Origin of the sequence: Colwellia sp. PAMC 21821 (genome assembly GCF_002077175.1) — a bacterium.
Classification (GTDB): Bacteria; Pseudomonadota; Gammaproteobacteria; order Enterobacterales; family Alteromonadaceae; genus Cognaticolwellia.
The window spans coordinates 1130455-1145664 of the sequence record NZ_CP014943.1 but is presented as its reverse complement, the minus strand read 5'-3'; the positions used below and the strand labels follow the sequence as shown (position 1 = coordinate 1145664).

General features: G+C 37.6%; 12 protein-coding genes. 5 read left to right on the top strand and 7 right to left on the bottom strand.

Translation table 11 applies throughout. The annotated features are described in order from the left end of the window. The first annotated feature begins 115 nt into the window (after positions 1-115). From A3Q33_RS04800 to folA, 5 genes are all read left to right on the top strand, one after another. Positions 116-337, top strand: coding sequence for a DUF3820 family protein (locus A3Q33_RS04800; RefSeq protein ID WP_081148597.1), 222 nt, complete (start codon positions 116-118; stop codon positions 335-337). 491 nt (positions 338-828) lie between these two features. Beyond that, positions 829-2085 carry a beta-barrel domain-containing protein gene (locus A3Q33_RS04795; RefSeq protein WP_081178960.1) on the top strand — a complete coding sequence of 419 codons (1257 nt, stop codon included), beginning with the start codon at positions 829-831 and terminating at the stop codon, positions 2083-2085. 199 nt (positions 2086-2284) lie between these two features. Then, positions 2285-2548: a hypothetical protein gene (locus tag A3Q33_RS04790; protein ID WP_081178959.1), complete on the top strand. Its 264-nt coding sequence runs from the start codon at positions 2285-2287 to the stop codon at positions 2546-2548. A 704-nt stretch (positions 2549-3252) separates the two neighbouring features. Beyond that, positions 3253-5400, top strand: coding sequence for a peptidase domain-containing ABC transporter (locus tag A3Q33_RS04780; RefSeq protein ID WP_081178957.1), 2148 nt, complete (start codon positions 3253-3255; stop codon positions 5398-5400). A gap of 322 nt (positions 5401-5722) precedes the next feature. Then, positions 5723-6217 (top strand): type 3 dihydrofolate reductase, encoded by a 495-nt coding sequence (gene folA / locus A3Q33_RS04775; RefSeq protein WP_081178956.1) that lies wholly within the window; start codon positions 5723-5725, stop codon positions 6215-6217. A gap of 107 nt (positions 6218-6324) precedes the next feature. Here the strand turns inward: folA and A3Q33_RS04770 are convergent, their stop codons facing one another. The 7 genes from A3Q33_RS04770 to lptD all read right to left on the bottom strand — a co-directional run bounded on the left by A3Q33_RS04770 (position 6325) and on the right by lptD (position 15152). Continuing rightward, on the bottom strand, positions 6325-8343 hold the full coding sequence (locus tag A3Q33_RS04770) for a methyl-accepting chemotaxis protein (protein WP_081178955.1): 2019 nt from the start codon (positions 8341-8343) through the stop codon (positions 6325-6327). Positions 8344-8515: 172 nt separating this feature from the next. Then, positions 8516-9328 (bottom strand): symmetrical bis(5'-nucleosyl)-tetraphosphatase, encoded by an 813-nt coding sequence (locus A3Q33_RS04765; protein ID WP_081178954.1) that lies wholly within the window; start codon positions 9326-9328, stop codon positions 8516-8518. A 9-nt stretch (positions 9329-9337) separates the two neighbouring features. Then, positions 9338-9730: a Co2+/Mg2+ efflux facilitator ApaG/CorD gene (gene apaG, locus A3Q33_RS04760; RefSeq protein WP_081178953.1), complete on the bottom strand. Its 393-nt coding sequence runs from the start codon at positions 9728-9730 to the stop codon at positions 9338-9340. After that, positions 9723-10544, bottom strand: a complete 822-nt coding sequence (gene rsmA, locus A3Q33_RS04755) for a 16S rRNA (adenine(1518)-N(6)/adenine(1519)-N(6))-dimethyltransferase RsmA (protein ID WP_081178952.1) — start codon at positions 10542-10544, stop codon at positions 9723-9725. Before rsmA ends, apaG begins: the two co-directional genes overlap by 8 nt. Continuing rightward, positions 10541-11554, bottom strand: coding sequence for a 4-hydroxythreonine-4-phosphate dehydrogenase PdxA (gene pdxA / locus A3Q33_RS04750; RefSeq protein ID WP_155866701.1), 1014 nt, complete (start codon positions 11552-11554; stop codon positions 10541-10543). Before pdxA ends, rsmA begins: the two co-directional genes overlap by 4 nt. Further along, a complete protein-coding gene (surA, locus tag A3Q33_RS04745) occupies positions 11551-12873 on the bottom strand; it encodes a peptidylprolyl isomerase SurA (RefSeq protein WP_502687241.1) in 1323 nt (440 codons plus the stop codon). Before surA ends, pdxA begins: the two co-directional genes overlap by 4 nt. Further along, complete coding sequence (lptD, locus tag A3Q33_RS04740) at positions 12873-15152, bottom strand: LPS assembly protein LptD (RefSeq protein WP_081178950.1); 2280 nt, start codon at positions 15150-15152, stop codon at positions 12873-12875. Before lptD ends, surA begins: the two co-directional genes overlap by 1 nt. Positions 15153-15210 lie beyond the last annotated feature (58 nt).

Genomic DNA, 15210 nt, shown 5'->3' with positions numbered 1-15210 from the left:
ATTGAAATAAATATGTCTTGGATTATAAGCACTAGGTGTGACATTTTTATGTCAAAGAACAAGCGTATCAGCAGTAATTAAAATATTTGGAGGCTCAATTGAGCATGTGTAACTTATGTCGATAGACAATAATGCAGAATTAATTGCTGCAATAAATCAGATAATGCCCTTCGGAAAATATAGCGGCAGAAAATTGCTACAGTTACCTGAACCTTATTTAGTGTGGTTTTACGGCAAAGGCTTCCCTGAAGGAAAACTCGGCGAACAATTAGCGTTAATCTATGAAGTTAAGCTTAATGGTTTAGAAGATATGCTGAGACCCTTGTTAAGAGGGTAATCCTGTTTATAGGTTTGTTTAAATAACTTCTCTTAGAGCTAATCAGGGAGCTTTTATAAAACGCTATTCCAGATGGGTTTAGCGTTAATTATATTTATATCAGTCAGTTATTCTATCAATGCCACTGATTATACAAGCTACTTTACACGCAGTAATTAGCTGTTTTAGCCATTAGTAATAGTCAAATAATTAGTGAATTTGGTTTACTTAATACAACCCCTTTGAACCCGATAAAACTCTCCAGCGAAGGCTTTAATAAATGCAATACAGCTTCTGTTGCTTAAAAAAGTTCTATCCAATGTGTTTTCTGCTAACGTTAAAATTTATCTCAATTAAATACTCAATTAAATAATCAATTAATATTCTGATATTTATCATTATTTCACTTAGATAATATTTATCTCACTTTTAAATTAATACAGCAACTTGACGAAATTACTTTCGTGAACTAATTTTTCTAAAGCTCTACTATCACTATCAAAGGAATTGGTATGTCGTTATTTAGAAAGGAAGCTGTCTCTCATCAAGGTGAGCGTTTAACAGGTGCTATTATTTTAGCTCAACCATTATCTATAAAGCTTACGGTACTAACTTTAGTGTTAGCCGCAGTATTCATTGTTACCTTCTTATTCAGGGCTGAATATTCTCGTAAAGAAACGGTTCGTGGTTTTTTAATGCCTAGTAAAGGAGTTATTAAAAGCTTTGCTAGTCAAGGTGGAACCATTGAAAAATTATGGGTAAAAGAGGGTGATAAAGTTACTAAAGGACAGTCACTCGCGACTATCGTAGTTCAGCAAAGAAATAGCAATGGCATTGATTTAAGTACACAACTCTCCGATCAACTCAACACTCAAGCTAATTTATTAGCAGATGAAATAGCTCAACATCAAGCCTTAAAAACTCAAGAGCTTTTAAATTTAAATATACAGAAATCGGGTTTAAATAATGAAAAAGTAGCACTTGAAAGTCAAATGACTTTAGCCGACGAAAAGCTAAATCTGTTAACGGATCAGCAATTAGATTTCAATCAGTTAAATAAAAATGGCTATGTATCAAACTTAGAGAACGAGCGTCAGCAACAGGCATTACTTGAGGCTAAGCAAGAAAAACAAAACACTGCTCGATTGCAGCTTCAGCAGCAAAACCAATTAAATCAAGTAGCATTTAATATTAATAATATTCCTCAACAATATACTTTACGCATTAATAATTTAAAACGTCAGCAAGCAGAGCTTCAACGCCAATTAGCTCAAGTAGCAAGTAATTATAGATACACTATTACTGCAAGTAATAACGGCTTAGTAACCGGAATACAAGTAGTTGAAGGGGAAACCTTGTCCCAATCAAAAGCGCAATCTAAACCTTTATTACACATATTACCTGAAGGCTCAGAGTTAATTGCCGAGCTTTTATTACCCACACGATCTGCGGGCTTTATTCAAGTTGGTAACAGCACACGCTTAAGGTTTGATGCTTTTCCTTACCAACGCTTTGGTTTTATTAACAGTGAAATTGTAAGAATTGATCAAACATTAATTGCGCCAAATGAAATACAGCTACCTATTACATTACAAGAGCCTGTTTATCGTTTACGCGCGAAGTTAAATCACCAACAAGTGCAAGCGTTTGGAAAATCGTTTGATTTGAAAAGCGGCATGTTGTTTGAGGCCGATATCATGCTTGAGCAGCGTACATTAATTGAATGGCTACTTGAGCCTATTTATAGTCTGAGAGGCAGAGTAAGCTAGTAAACAGTAAGCAATTAAAAGAATTTTTCTGGTCAGGCTGTTATTTATATCTTAACTGTCTGATTGGGAAATAGAGTGGCCGACTTTAGATACACTTTAGCGAGAGCAACTAAAGTCAGCCTATTAACAACTAACTCAAATGATTGAGTTAGTCCTTAACAACCGACAACTTAATGTCGGATACATGGAGTATAACATTATGCGTGAATTAAACGTAAATGAAATTGAAAAGGTAAATGGAGGTGGGTTAGTTTTTGGTGCTGTTGCTGGTGGAGCAAGTTCGTATGCTAGTGGTGGTGATCTTGGTGATGTAGTCGCAGGTGCGTTTATGGGAGGGATTGCAGGGTTTTTCGGTGGGGCTGGTGCAATAATATGGGGGGCTGGGTATAGATTTACCGGAGCATTTTTAGGCGGCGGCGGGGGGGCTTATTTCAGTTCACTGCGGGGGTTATCCAAAAATTAAGTTCATTTAATTAAGAGGGTCATACAGGAGTAAAGATATAACTGCTGTATGGTTCTATTTCATAAGGTAAAAAGTGATGGCTAATTTTTTTATTAAGTACTGTTCTATGTATAAAAATTGGGATAAAAATAGTATAACCATATGGGAGCGTCGAAAACAAGAAGGTATAGTAAAGTTTGTTTTGCTTGAAGGAATCGTAAAATGGGGGGTGTTTTCCACAATTATTTTTCTAAGTATGACTATTACGGGAGAAGAGTTGAGACAAGTAGAAATTGTTACAACATGTTTAATTTGGCTCGTTGCTTCAATAATATACGGTTCTTCACTATGGTACGGAACTTCTTTAGCATACAAAAAGTACCTAAAGTAAATATGCTAAAACAATAAAGTAAGGAGATGAATTAGTTAATTCAAAGTTTATAGTGATCATTTACTAATCTTGTATGCTTAGAGATGTTATGTATGTACTAAGTTTTACATTACTTTAGGGTAAATGAATAAGCACAAACGAACGTTTTGAATGTTTATATTTAAATATTATTTTACTTTTGTGGCTACAAATTAATTTTCTGAATCATTACTTATAAATTTTATATTAGTGAAAAGTTACTAATTTAAAATGGAATGATGGATATTCTAAGTATAATTAATCTTTTAACTTGTTATTTTATATGGATTTAATTTTTTATTAAATAGTGGCATGTATGCAAAATTTATCTGAACGACTGTTATGTTTTTCTTTATCAAAGTCAACACCATTAATTCTACAATCTGAAATCGCAGAATGCGGTCTAGCCTCTATGGCTATGGTGGCAAGTTATCACGGCCATAAGTTAGACATGCCTGCAATGAGAAAACGCTTTTCGGCTAATCTAAAAGGGATGAACTTACAGCAGGTTATAGAATTAGGTGACAGCCTTGGTATGGCTAGTCGTGCTTTGCAGTGTCCTATTGACGAAACTCATAAACTAGCAACTCCCTGTATATTGCACTGGGATTTAAATCATTTTGTTGTTTTAGCTCAGGTTTCAGGAAAAGGTAAGTCAGCTAAATTTTTCATAAATGACCCTGCGCTTGGCAAACGAGTCTTAACAACTGAAGAGTTTAGTAAACACTTTACAGGCATCTGCTTAGAGTTAACACCGACCAGTAAATTTGAAGTAAAACAAGAACAAGTGCGGATGAAGTTCACTCAGTTGTGGAGCTCAATGTCTGGCTTGAAAGCTGGATTATTCAAGTTGATAGGTTTATCGCTAGTTCTTCAACTTTTTGCCTTAATGGCTCCCTATTATATGCAATGGGTGGTTGACGAAGTTCTCATAAGTTTTGATAAACCATTATTGACAGTTTTAGCGCTTGGCTTTGCCTTGATTGCTATTATTTCTGTGGTGACTAATGCCGTACGTAGTTGGCTTATTTTACGCTTATCAAGCTTGCTGAATATGCAAATGGGGGTGAATCTACTTAGGCATTTATTGCGTTTGCCCATGAACTATTTCGAGTCACGACATATCGGTGATATTGTTTCTCGGTTTGGCTCATTAGCACAGATACGCGAGCGTATTACCACGGGTTTTGTTGAAACGCTTGTCGATGGTGTTATGGCAATTACTGTCTTAATTATGATGGCACTTTACTCTTTTAAGTTAACTGCCGTGGTACTTGTGGCTATTGCCTTATACACGATAGTACGATTAGCTTTATATCGTCCACTACATCAAGCGACTGAAGAGATGATCCAAAATTCAGCCAAAGAGCAATCTAATTTCTTAGAAAATATTCGTGGTATGCAAACCATTAAGCTCTTTGGCAATGAATCACAACGTCAAGGTATTTGGCAAAACCGTTATGCTGAAGTCATTAATAGTGAAATCCGTTTAGGCCGATTAAACATCAGTTTTGACTCATTTAACAAGTTACTGTTTGGCTTAGAGAATGTATTGGTGATCTATTTCGCTGCCATGATGGTTATGGCTAATAGTTTATCGATAGGGATGGTACTGGCATTTATTGCCTATAAAGGACAATTAACCAGTCGATTTGCTAACCTGATAGAGCAAATTATTCAATTTAAAATGATGCGTTTACATCTTGACCGTATTGCCGATATTGCGTTAACAGAGCAAGAAGCAAACCGTGAAGGAGAAGCTACTTTTACTGATGAACCCAAAGGTCAAATAACCTTAGAAAATATTTCTTTTAGTTACAGTGAAGACCAAAGACCTATTTTAGATAATATTAACTTGACGCTTGAAGCCGGTGAGTCAATTGCTATAACGGGTCCATCAGGAGCGGGTAAAACTACCTTAATGAAAATTATGTTGGGGTTATTACAGCCCACTGCAGGCAAAATATACCTTGATGGTAAAGATATAAACCATCTTGGTTTGAAAAATTATCGTAAGTATATTGCTGCGGTTATGCAAGACGATACCTTATTGGCCGGTTCTATCGCAGATAATATTAGTTTTTTTGATCCTCAACCTAATTATTTAAAAATAGAGCAATGCGCTCATCTAGCTGCTATTCATGACGATATTAATAAAATGACAATGGGATATAACTCGCTTGTCGGCGATATGGGCTCTAATTTATCTGGTGGCCAAATTCAACGCTTATTGCTGGCTCGAGCGCTTTATCAAACACCATGTGTGCTATTTATGGATGAAGCGACAAGTCACCTAGATAAAGATAATGAAACTAAAATTAGTGAACAAATCCAGCATTTACCTATAACTAGGATCATGATTGCTCACCGCCAAGAAACCATTAATATGGTTGAAAAGGTATACCTACTAAATGATGGTACATTAATTGATATTAATGAAAGCATTTCTGAAGCTATCAGCTAACTTACGTTGTTAATTCATTCTCCATTACTACTAAGATAAAAATTACTTAGAGAAAAATGACTCAGAGAAAATTGCCTGGGCAAAATTAGCTAGGGTAAATTGTGAATGTTAATTTTATGCCCAATGCTTTTTACAAAGGTGCATAAGTACCGGAGCAGTAAAAGCTTAAAGTGTAGCAGTTGAGTGTCTCCAGTTAGTTTTTTATTAGCATTTCCGTTAACTGAAATAGGCACATTCGAAACGATAAAATGTCGCTTTTTTGTTGTCGGTAATAACGTATAATATTTTAAAATTTAGCCGTACTAAGAATCAAATAATCCACATGACCATACTCTCAATGATAGTCGCGCACGCTAATAACCGTGTGATCGGAAAAAACAATGATATGCCGTGGCACTTGCCAGCAGATTTATCCTACTTTAAAAAAACCACCTTAGGTAAGCCTATTATTATGGGGCGAAAAACATTTCAATCTATCGGACGACCATTGCCTGGGCGAAAAAACATTGTAATTTCACGAGACGAGAGCTATCAAGTCGAAGGCGTTGAGGTGGTAAATTCTGTTGAAGCGGCGTTGGCTTTGGTTGTTGATAGCGAAGAAGTGATGGTTATTGGTGGCGGTGCCATTTATCAACATTGTTTAGCGGCGGCACAACGCCTTTATATTACCCATATCGACGCTGATATTGATGGCGATACTTATTTCCCTGATTATGACCTATCGATGTGGAAAAAAGTCGCTAGTGATATTCGTCCTAGCGATGAAAAAAATCAATATCAATTAGATTTTTCGGTTTATGAGAAATCTATTGATTAAGTGGTGATGATATCAAAAAAGTCTAAATCTATTGATTTAACATTTTTGAGATATAAAAAAGAGCGCTGATGCGCTCTTTTGCTATTTAAGCTTTATGATAACGAGATTTAAAGTTTAAATTCTTGTACTGATTGTTGTAGCTCTTCCGCTAAGCGGGCGACTTCACTGCTAGATTCTGCCGTTTGTTTAGATCCTGCTGTTGTTTGCTCAGCAATGGCGACTATTGACTCTAAATTTTCGCTTATCTCATGGGCAACAACGCTTTGTTCTTCTGCCGCGGTTGCTATTTGCGAACTACGATCAAAGGCTTCATGCACTGCATCTGTAATTGAATCGAGAGCTTGTTCTGCCTGAATACTTTGCTCAACACAATTCGTTGCTTGTTCTTTACCTTGAGCCATAACAGAAACGGCTTTTTCTGCACCGCCTTGTAGCACTTCAATCATGTTTTGAATTTCTTGAGTAGACACTTGCGTTCGGCTCGCTAAGGTTCTTACTTCATCCGCAACAACAGCAAATCCACGGCCGTGTTCACCGGCTCTTGCAGCTTCTATAGCGGCATTTAGTGCTAGAAGGTTAGTTTGGTCTGCGATGCTTCTAATTACGTCAAGAATCCCACCAATTGACGCGCTATCTTCTTGTAATTTATTGATAACTTGTGAAGCAGACTCTACTTCATTCGCTAATAATTCAATCGTTTGACGGTTACGGCCAGAAATAACTTTAACGCGTTCCGCTTCGTCATCAGCCTGTTTGATTTCACCTAAAGCATCATTTGCACTTGATAGTACACTCTGAGCCGTACTGCTCATTTCTGTGGTGGCAGAGGCCGCTTGTTCAACTTGCATGCGTTGTTCTTCAATTGCTGTCGTGCTTTGGGCTGTTACCGCCGAAGTTTGCTCTGCGGCCGTTGCTAGCTGGGTTGAGCGACTGACTATGCTTTGAATTAAGTTACGTAGGCTATCAATTAACAAATTACAGTTGTGTGATAGTTCAGCGAATTCATCATTACCACTTTCATCCAACTTACGCGACAAATCGCCTGATGCTACGACATTGAGCATTTCGTTCACACGCTTTAAAGGGCGCGTAATACTGGTTAATGTTATAAACGCGATAATGATAGCAAGGGCAATTGAAATTAAGGTGATAACAAACGTATTGCGTGTACCTTCAGAAACAGACTTTTCAACTAAAATACCTGTTGCCATTGTCGTTTCATTGGCTAAATTTACTTGTGCAGCTAATATAGCATTCGCGCTATCAATGCCGTTTTCGGCTAATTTTAAACTTACGGTTGCCGCTTTAATGGCGTTCAGTTGGTTATTTTTATTGTTGAAAATATTTTCATTGCCGGAAATGTAATCTTGTAATGATGCAAAGCTGTCTGTTAAGTCATCTGGAATACCAGCTATGCCTTTTAAGTTTAATTCATTAACGACATCATCAACTGATTTTTTAATATCATTAAATGAACTTTCAATTTCACTAGCGACTAAAGATGCCGACTGTTGATCTTTAACTTCACGATATTCAAAAGATGAACTAACAATGCTATTGAGTAGCGTTTCTAAACGCTCAGCTAAACTTACGGCACGTTGTAATTTTGTTGATGCGAGTTCGTGGTCGCCTAGATCGAGTAAAATAGTCGCTGTATCGTCGGCTTTTTCTTCAATAATATCTATTTTTTCAGATAAAGAAATATGTTGTTCTATAGCAAGTTTTCGATTACTAAGTACCTTGTCTATTTCGTTTTCCAAGCGATTGTAAATAGGGTCTACTTTGCGCAAATTTTCGAGCAGACTTGCTTCGTTTTGGACAATATCTTTTAATTTTTTTAGGTGTGCTCTAAAATTATTTTTGTCAGTATCGAAAGCGCTATAGTTTTTGGCAAGTGGAGCTAGTGAAGTTTGGTAGTATGCTCGCAGGGTTAAGTTGCCAATACTTGTTAGATTGTTAGCTAATTCATTGCTTTCTTTTAGTGTTGGTATGGCAAGTTCATTTTGCTGTTTAGTCGCATCACCAATAGTATTTAGGCTATTCCATGATATTACGCTGGTTAAAAAGAGTAAAAGAGAAATAATGGTAAAACCACCAATTATTTTCATTGCTACGGTTAATTTCATAGAACCCACCAATATATAAATTAAATTATTTTTTTGATCACACGAGAATTAATAAACTTATAAAGATACACGTGAACATTAATTATTATTATTAGACTACAAAGGAATGTAGAAAAGCTTGAGGCTAGTATAGCAAGCTAAGCTATATTTTAAACAAATGCTAAGCTTTATCTTAGTTTTTATGTGATTGCTCGATAAATAACTTTTTATCATGCCATCTAAGCATCGTCAGGTGCTGCCCCCAAACGCAGCCAGTATCAAGTGCGTAAATATCTTTAGCTGGGCAGTGACCCATTAAAGCAGCCCAGTGGCCAAATACCCATTGAGTATTCTCGGGAATATGCTGAAATTCAAACCAAGGGGATAATGCTTTTGGTGCCTTACTAGGGCTCTCTTTACAGCTAAAGTCTAAACTGCCATCAGCAAAGCAATATCGCATTCGGGTTAGCGAATTAATGGTGTATCTAAAACGCCCTAGCTCATCGTTGGCGTCTGTCCAGCTTGTTGGCTGCTCGCCATACATGGTGCTTAACCAGGTGTTACTCGCTGAAGATGTTAAATGTTGATGTGCTATTTTTGCTTGTTCAAAAGCTTGTTGTGGTGTCCACTGCGGCGAAAGTCCTGCGTGGCTCATGTAAACTTCTTCGTTAGGCAATTTCTGAATAAGGGGTTGCTGAATAAGCCAATGCATTAGATCTGCAACATCAGGGGCTGACAATAATGCCGATAGATGATCTTGCTTTTTTACTTTTTTAATACCCTGATAAACAGCAAGTAAATGTAAGTCATGATTGCCCAGAACCACTTTAGCACTATTACCGAGTGATTTAATAAGGCGCAAGGTTTCGAGAGAGTTGGGGCCGCGGGCAACTAAATCACCCGCAACATAAAGCTGGTCGCAGTTGTTTGAAAAACCAACTTTTGTTAATAAAGCATCTAGTTCGCTGTAGCAGCCTTGAATGTCACCGACGAAATAAACTGCCATTAGCGTTCTCTAATTTAGAATGTTGGGCTTTGCTAACCGAAATACGGGGATCTCAACTTGAATTAATTCAGCTGAATTTGTGCGCATTTGATAGTGTCCTTGCATATTACCTAATGGAGATTTCAATACGCAGCCACTGCTATAAGTAAAACTCTGATCAGTTTTAATAAAAGGTTGCTGGCCTATAACACCTTCACCAGTGACAGTGCTTGAGTCACCATTAGCGTCGGTAATTAACCAATAGCGACTAAGAAGTTGCACTGTTTCTGCACTGTTATTTGTAACAGTAATGGTGTAACTAAAAACAAACTGTTGCTCTGCTTCTATCGATTGCTGAGCAATGTAGTCTGTCACTACAGAAACTTGAATATCGGCGACCGAAGCTACTTTGTCATTACTCATCGTCTAGTGCTACCGGGTTGTCAGTAACAAAGTTAGCTAACATAACAAAATCGGCTAAGGCTAAATTTTCAGGACGCAGACCAGGGTCTATACCTAACTCCGTTAACTGTTCGACAGAAATAAGCTTTTTAAAGCTGTTACGAATAGTTTTTCTGCGTTGATTAAATGCCGCTAAACACACTTTATTCAGTGAGTTAATATCTTTCACTGGATTTTTAATAGTTTTATGCGGTACTAATCTGACAATAGCAGAGTCTACTTTTGGAGCTGGTTTAAAGGCCTCAGGTCCTATTTCCATCACTGGAATAACTTGGCATTGGTATTGTGTCATGATCGATAAACGGCCATAAGCTTTACAGTTTTCACCCGACGCCATGCGTTGTACAACTTCTTTTTGTAGCATGAAGTGCATATCTTTTACTTTATCTTTGAAAGTCAGTAAGTGAAAAATAAGCGGCGTTGAAATGTTGTAAGGTAAATTACCAAAAATTCGTAACGGTTTCTCGTCACTGGCTAATTGAGCAAAATCAAACTTCAAAGCATCTTCTTCATAGATCGTTAACTTAGGTGCCAAAAATGGATGATGACGTAATCTATGCGCTAAATCTCTATCTAATTCAATCACACTGAGTTGGCCTGCACGATCAATAACAGGCTCGGTAAGTGCGCCTAAACCTGGGCCAATTTCAACTAAGTTTTCACCTGGCTCTGGGTTAATCGCGTCAACGATATCGCTAATTATGGCTTCATTGTGTAAAAAGTTTTGTCCAAAGCGTTTTTTGGCTTGATGACCTAAATGGGAGTTTTTACTCATAGTGTTTTTTGCTCTAATGCATCTTTTTCATGGTTATTAGCCAAAGTTATCGCCGTGTTTATGGCTTCATAGAAGCTGCCAGCATCTGCTTTATCTGTGCCAGCTAAATCAAAGGCTGTACCGTGATCAACAGATGTTCTGATGAATGGCAGTCCTAAAGTAATATTTACTGAAGAGCCAAAACCTTTATATTTAAGTACCGGTAAACCTTGGTCATGGAACATGGTTAAAATAGCATCGGCGTCATCTAAATATTTAGCTTGGAAAATAGTGTCAGCAGGTAATGGCCCAATAAGGTTCATGCCTTCTGAGCGCAATTCGTCCAAAGCAGGGATCATTACATCAATTTCTTCACGGCCAAGGTGGCCATCTTCACCCGCATGCGGGTTGATACCACAAACATAAATTTTCGGATCAGGAATGCCAAATTTATTGATTAAATCTTGGTGTAATATACGGGCTACTTTTTGCAATCTTTCGTGTGTAATCGCTTTAGAGACGTAAGCTAAAGGAATATGCGTGGTGACTAGCGCCACTCTTAAACCTTCTGTTGCTAACATCATGACCACGTCAGAGCAATTCGCTTGGTGAGCAAAATATTCGGTATGGCCGCTAAATGCGATACCCGCTTTATTAATTAAGCCCTTATGAACCGGCCCTGTAACAACGGCGTCAAACTCACCCGAAATGTTTTTTTCACTCGCTATACGTAATGTTTCAACAACATAGCGACCATTGTTAGGGTTAGCTACGCCTGCTTCGCAAACGTCTTCTAATGGCACAGGCAACACAATAAGTGTTCCTGCTTTATGTGCCGTTAATTCGTCATTGGCGTTATAGAGCTTAATATTGAGAGGTAAGTTTAATAACTTCGCCCTTGCCGTCAATAACTCAGGAGATGCAACAGCAACAATTTGTATTGGCCAATCTTGCTGTGCGACTTTTATCATCAGATCTGGGCCTATTCCTGCTGGCTCTCCTGGTGTTATTGCAATTCTTTTTAACACTATTTTTTACCTGTTTCTAGAATTTCTATGTACGCTTCATCGCGTAATTCTTTGATCCAACGTGCACCTTCCATACCAAATTTACGGTTGTAAAGTAGTTGGTAAACGCGGTTCTCATTCATTTGCTCAGTGGCATCTAATGTTCTACGGCCAGTTAATTTAGCAATGTGCCAACCAAAAGATGAACGAAAAGGTTTATGTACTTCGTCGATATCTAAACTGGCTAATGCTTCGGCAAATGCTGGATCATATTTGCTTGGCTCTGACCAACCTAAGTCGCCACCGCGAACAGATGTAGGTCCTTCGGAATGTTTTTTGGCAAGTTCAGCAAAATCAGCTTCGCCAGCATTTAATTTATCAACAAAACCTTGTAATAAGGCTTCAGCCTTCGCTTCACTGAGAATAATTGAAGGTTTAATCAATATGTGACTGGCTTGTACTTCTTCAACTTCCATGGTTTGACGGCCGCGAATATCGACTAACTTCACGATACTGAAACCTAAACCCGTACGGATTGGACCAAAAACGCTGCCTTTGTCCTGACCATCAACTAATTCAGAAAATAGCGTTGGCATTTCATTAATTGTTTTCCAACCTAAATCACCACCTTCAAGGGCATTACCACCACCTGAAGATGTCATGGCAATATTAGTAAAGTCGCTACCATTATTTAATAATTCAAGTACTTTCTCAGCACGAACTTTCGCAGCACTGATGTCTGCTTGTTTTGGATTATTAGGGAATTCGATTAAAATATGCCCTAAACGATACTCTACATCAGCGTTAGTTTGTTCTTTCATGACTGATAATAAGTTAGTGATTTCTTGTGGCGAGATATAAATGCGACGACGTAAGCTAGCGCGTCGAACTTCACCAGAAATTAACTCATTACGTACATTTTCACGATATTTTTCATAATCTAGGCCGTCTGAAACAAGCGCTTGGCGAAACGATTCAAGCGACTGCTTATTTTCTTTAGCCATATTCGCTAAGGTTTCGTCGAGTTGGGCATCGCTGATTTGAACGCCCATGCGCTCACCCAATTGCGATATTATCGCGTCGTTAATTAACTTATCCATTACTTGGATACGCAAAGCGCGATCCGATGGTAAGGTTTGGTTATTCTTCTTTGCTTGTAAGGTAATAGTAGTAATAAGATCTTTAACTTCAGATTCTAATACCACACCACTATTGACCACTGCTGCTACTCGGTCTAGTTCAACTTCAGCTGCCAGACTCTGCTCAAGTGAGCTTAAAATAAACACCGAGCTAACAAGTAATAATTTCAATGAATTTTTCATGTAACGTAAATTTCTTTTAATTAGTTATTGAGGAAGTAAGGGCGTTTATAGCCGAATATACTTGAATTAAACATATCTCCAACACTGTTGGAAGATTTATTGCTATTTATGCCATTATATACAAATTGAATATTAAAACTGCTATCAAATGCATCACGATTTTCGTCTATGTTACCAGCGTCGTCAATTTTAGAGTTAATATTGCGATGGTAAGTAAAGCGAATACCCCAACAACAGCTACTATATTCAAGGCCCGCATAGCTTTCAATGCTGCGTTTTCCTTGTAGGTCTTGTGTAAATCGACCCACAAGTTGCCATCGTTGGGCAATTTTAACATTAGTTGCAAGTGACATTTGTTCTAATGACTCTCCTGAGACATCACGCGCATATCGATGGTTCAATTGAATTGTTTGATTATTGGAAAATAAATAATCTAATGTGGTTTGGCTTTTATTAGTAACGCCCAAATCAGTATTGTATTGAATGTCAGAACTGAACTGCCAATTACGACTTAAGTTGACAAAAATATCGGCCGCAAGCGCTGATTTATCGACTAAAGCATCTGGGTCTGTATCGTCAAATTTGCTTTCCTTTAAATAAACGATACGACCTAAACTAAAGCGTAGTACTTCATTATTTTCTTCGGTTAATAATCGACTTGTAACCCCCCAAGATATTTGGTTGGCTTGTGCTATACGGTCAATACCGCTGAAACGACGGTCGCGGAATAAGCCGTTGTAGTCATCTTGCAAGTTTGTTGTATCGTAAATACCAATGTTATTTTGTTCTTTTTCAGGAATATAAAGATATTGTAATTGTGGCTCTAGTGTTTGGTTATAATCGCTATTAAATAAAGCAATATCGCGATCGAAATTTACCCCGCCATGAAAACGTATTTTAGGTAAAGTTCTGCTGATATTTTTTTCTAACAGGCTATTGTTACTAATATTTTGTTGACTGTAATTAGTTTGTAGCACTTTTAATTCTGAATTTAGAAACCACGCAGGCGTAACGATTGGATATAACAATCCCGCTTCTACATGGTATCTTTGTGCCGTTGGTTTGGTTTTGTCTGAAGTATCAAAACTTGAAAACTCAGCATAAACATCAAAAAGGCCATCGAAGTTATCAAACGTCTGCTGACGGCTTGCTTCTATTTGCGGTAAGGTTTTGTAACTTTGCTGATGATTACCTAAAAGTTCAAAATCTTGCATTTTTAAGGTTGTTTGCCAATTATCGGCAAAGTAGGCAAGCTCACCTACTTGATAAAGGTATGCGTCGTTAGAATTGAATTGGCTACTGCCCAAATCTACCAGATAGTTATCATCACTGATGGTGGTGTAATCGACGTGTGCTCTAAAGCGCTCTGAAAATGTGCCAATATGCTGAAATCGAGCTAAATAGCGTGAATCATCATTATTATTAAGCTTTTTATCTTTATTAAGATATTCAATGTCAACCTGTCCTGATTGTAAGCCTTGTAAATATCTAAATTCAGTAATTAATTGCGTTCCTCGCTCAGACATATAGCGGGGCGTTATAGTAGCATCCATACTTTCTGAAATATTGACATAATAAGGCGTTTCAACCTCTAAACCTGCACTATTTGAAGTACTGATTTTTGGATATAAAAAACCTGACTGTCGATCATCACTGATCGGCATCGTTAAGTAGGGGATGTATAAAATTGGCACATCAAAAAGACTAAAGCGGGCATTATAAGCTTCAAGCGACTTTTTATCTGATGAAATGGTAATTTCACTTGCTCGCATTTGCCAATCAGGCACAGGATCATAGCAAGTGGTAAAACTTGAATCGATAAAACTTAAGGTTTTGCCATTACCATCAATATTAATTTCTTTTGCATGACCGTGGCCGGCAGAGCCATTTAATTGATAGGACGTTGACGTAAGTGACGTAGATTTTTTCTGTTGATTTATATTGAGCGATTCAGCAAAAATATCTATGCCTTTATTCTGAAAGTGAATATCGCCACTCGCATCGACCGACGATGTACCTCTATTAACCGATAATTCATCTGCAACAATCGATTTATCTTGATTAAGTAAGGTAACACCACCCGTAAATTTGGCAAATTGCCCTTTTTTAATACTTGAGGTTGAAGATATAATGGTAAAGCTTTCATCCGCCTCTTTACCCGTCTCGTTAGCAATATTAGCGTAAAATGGAATCGGGCATTGGCTCGCTATATTTGTATTTATTTCAGTATTTTGCGCCTTACTACCAAATGTAAACGATATCAGGCAGAGAAAGGAAATTTTGTTTAAGGGAAAACGCATTTATGATCCGGGTAATTAACTTGAAAAATACAAAGCCTAGTTTCAGTTCGGCATTTTA

Bases quoted from the DNA above. Each gene is read 5' to 3' on its own strand.
- A3Q33_RS04770 (WP_081178955.1), bottom strand. From the start codon at position 8,343: ATGAAATTAACCGTAGCAATGAAAATAATTGGTGGTTTTACCATTATT.
- A3Q33_RS04795 (WP_081178960.1), top strand. From the start codon at position 829: ATGTCGTTATTTAGAAAGGAAGCTGTCTCTCATCAAGGTGAGCGTTTA.
- A3Q33_RS04765 (WP_081178954.1), bottom strand. From the start codon at position 9,328: ATGGCAGTTTATTTCGTCGGTGACATTCAAGGCTGCTACAGCGAACTA.
- lptD (WP_081178950.1), bottom strand. From the start codon at position 15,152: ATGCGTTTTCCCTTAAACAAAATTTCCTTTCTCTGCCTGATATCGTTT.
- apaG (WP_081178953.1), bottom strand. From the start codon at position 9,730: ATGAGTAATGACAAAGTAGCTTCGGTCGCCGATATTCAAGTTTCTGTA.
- A3Q33_RS04790 (WP_081178959.1), top strand. From the start codon at position 2,285: ATGCGTGAATTAAACGTAAATGAAATTGAAAAGGTAAATGGAGGTGGG.
- rsmA (WP_081178952.1), bottom strand. From the start codon at position 10,544: ATGAGTAAAAACTCCCATTTAGGTCATCAAGCCAAAAAACGCTTTGGA.
- folA (WP_081178956.1), top strand. From the start codon at position 5,723: ATGACCATACTCTCAATGATAGTCGCGCACGCTAATAACCGTGTGATC.
- A3Q33_RS04780 (WP_081178957.1), top strand. From the start codon at position 3,253: ATGCAAAATTTATCTGAACGACTGTTATGTTTTTCTTTATCAAAGTCA.
- A3Q33_RS04800 (WP_081148597.1), top strand. From the start codon at position 116: ATGTCGATAGACAATAATGCAGAATTAATTGCTGCAATAAATCAGATA.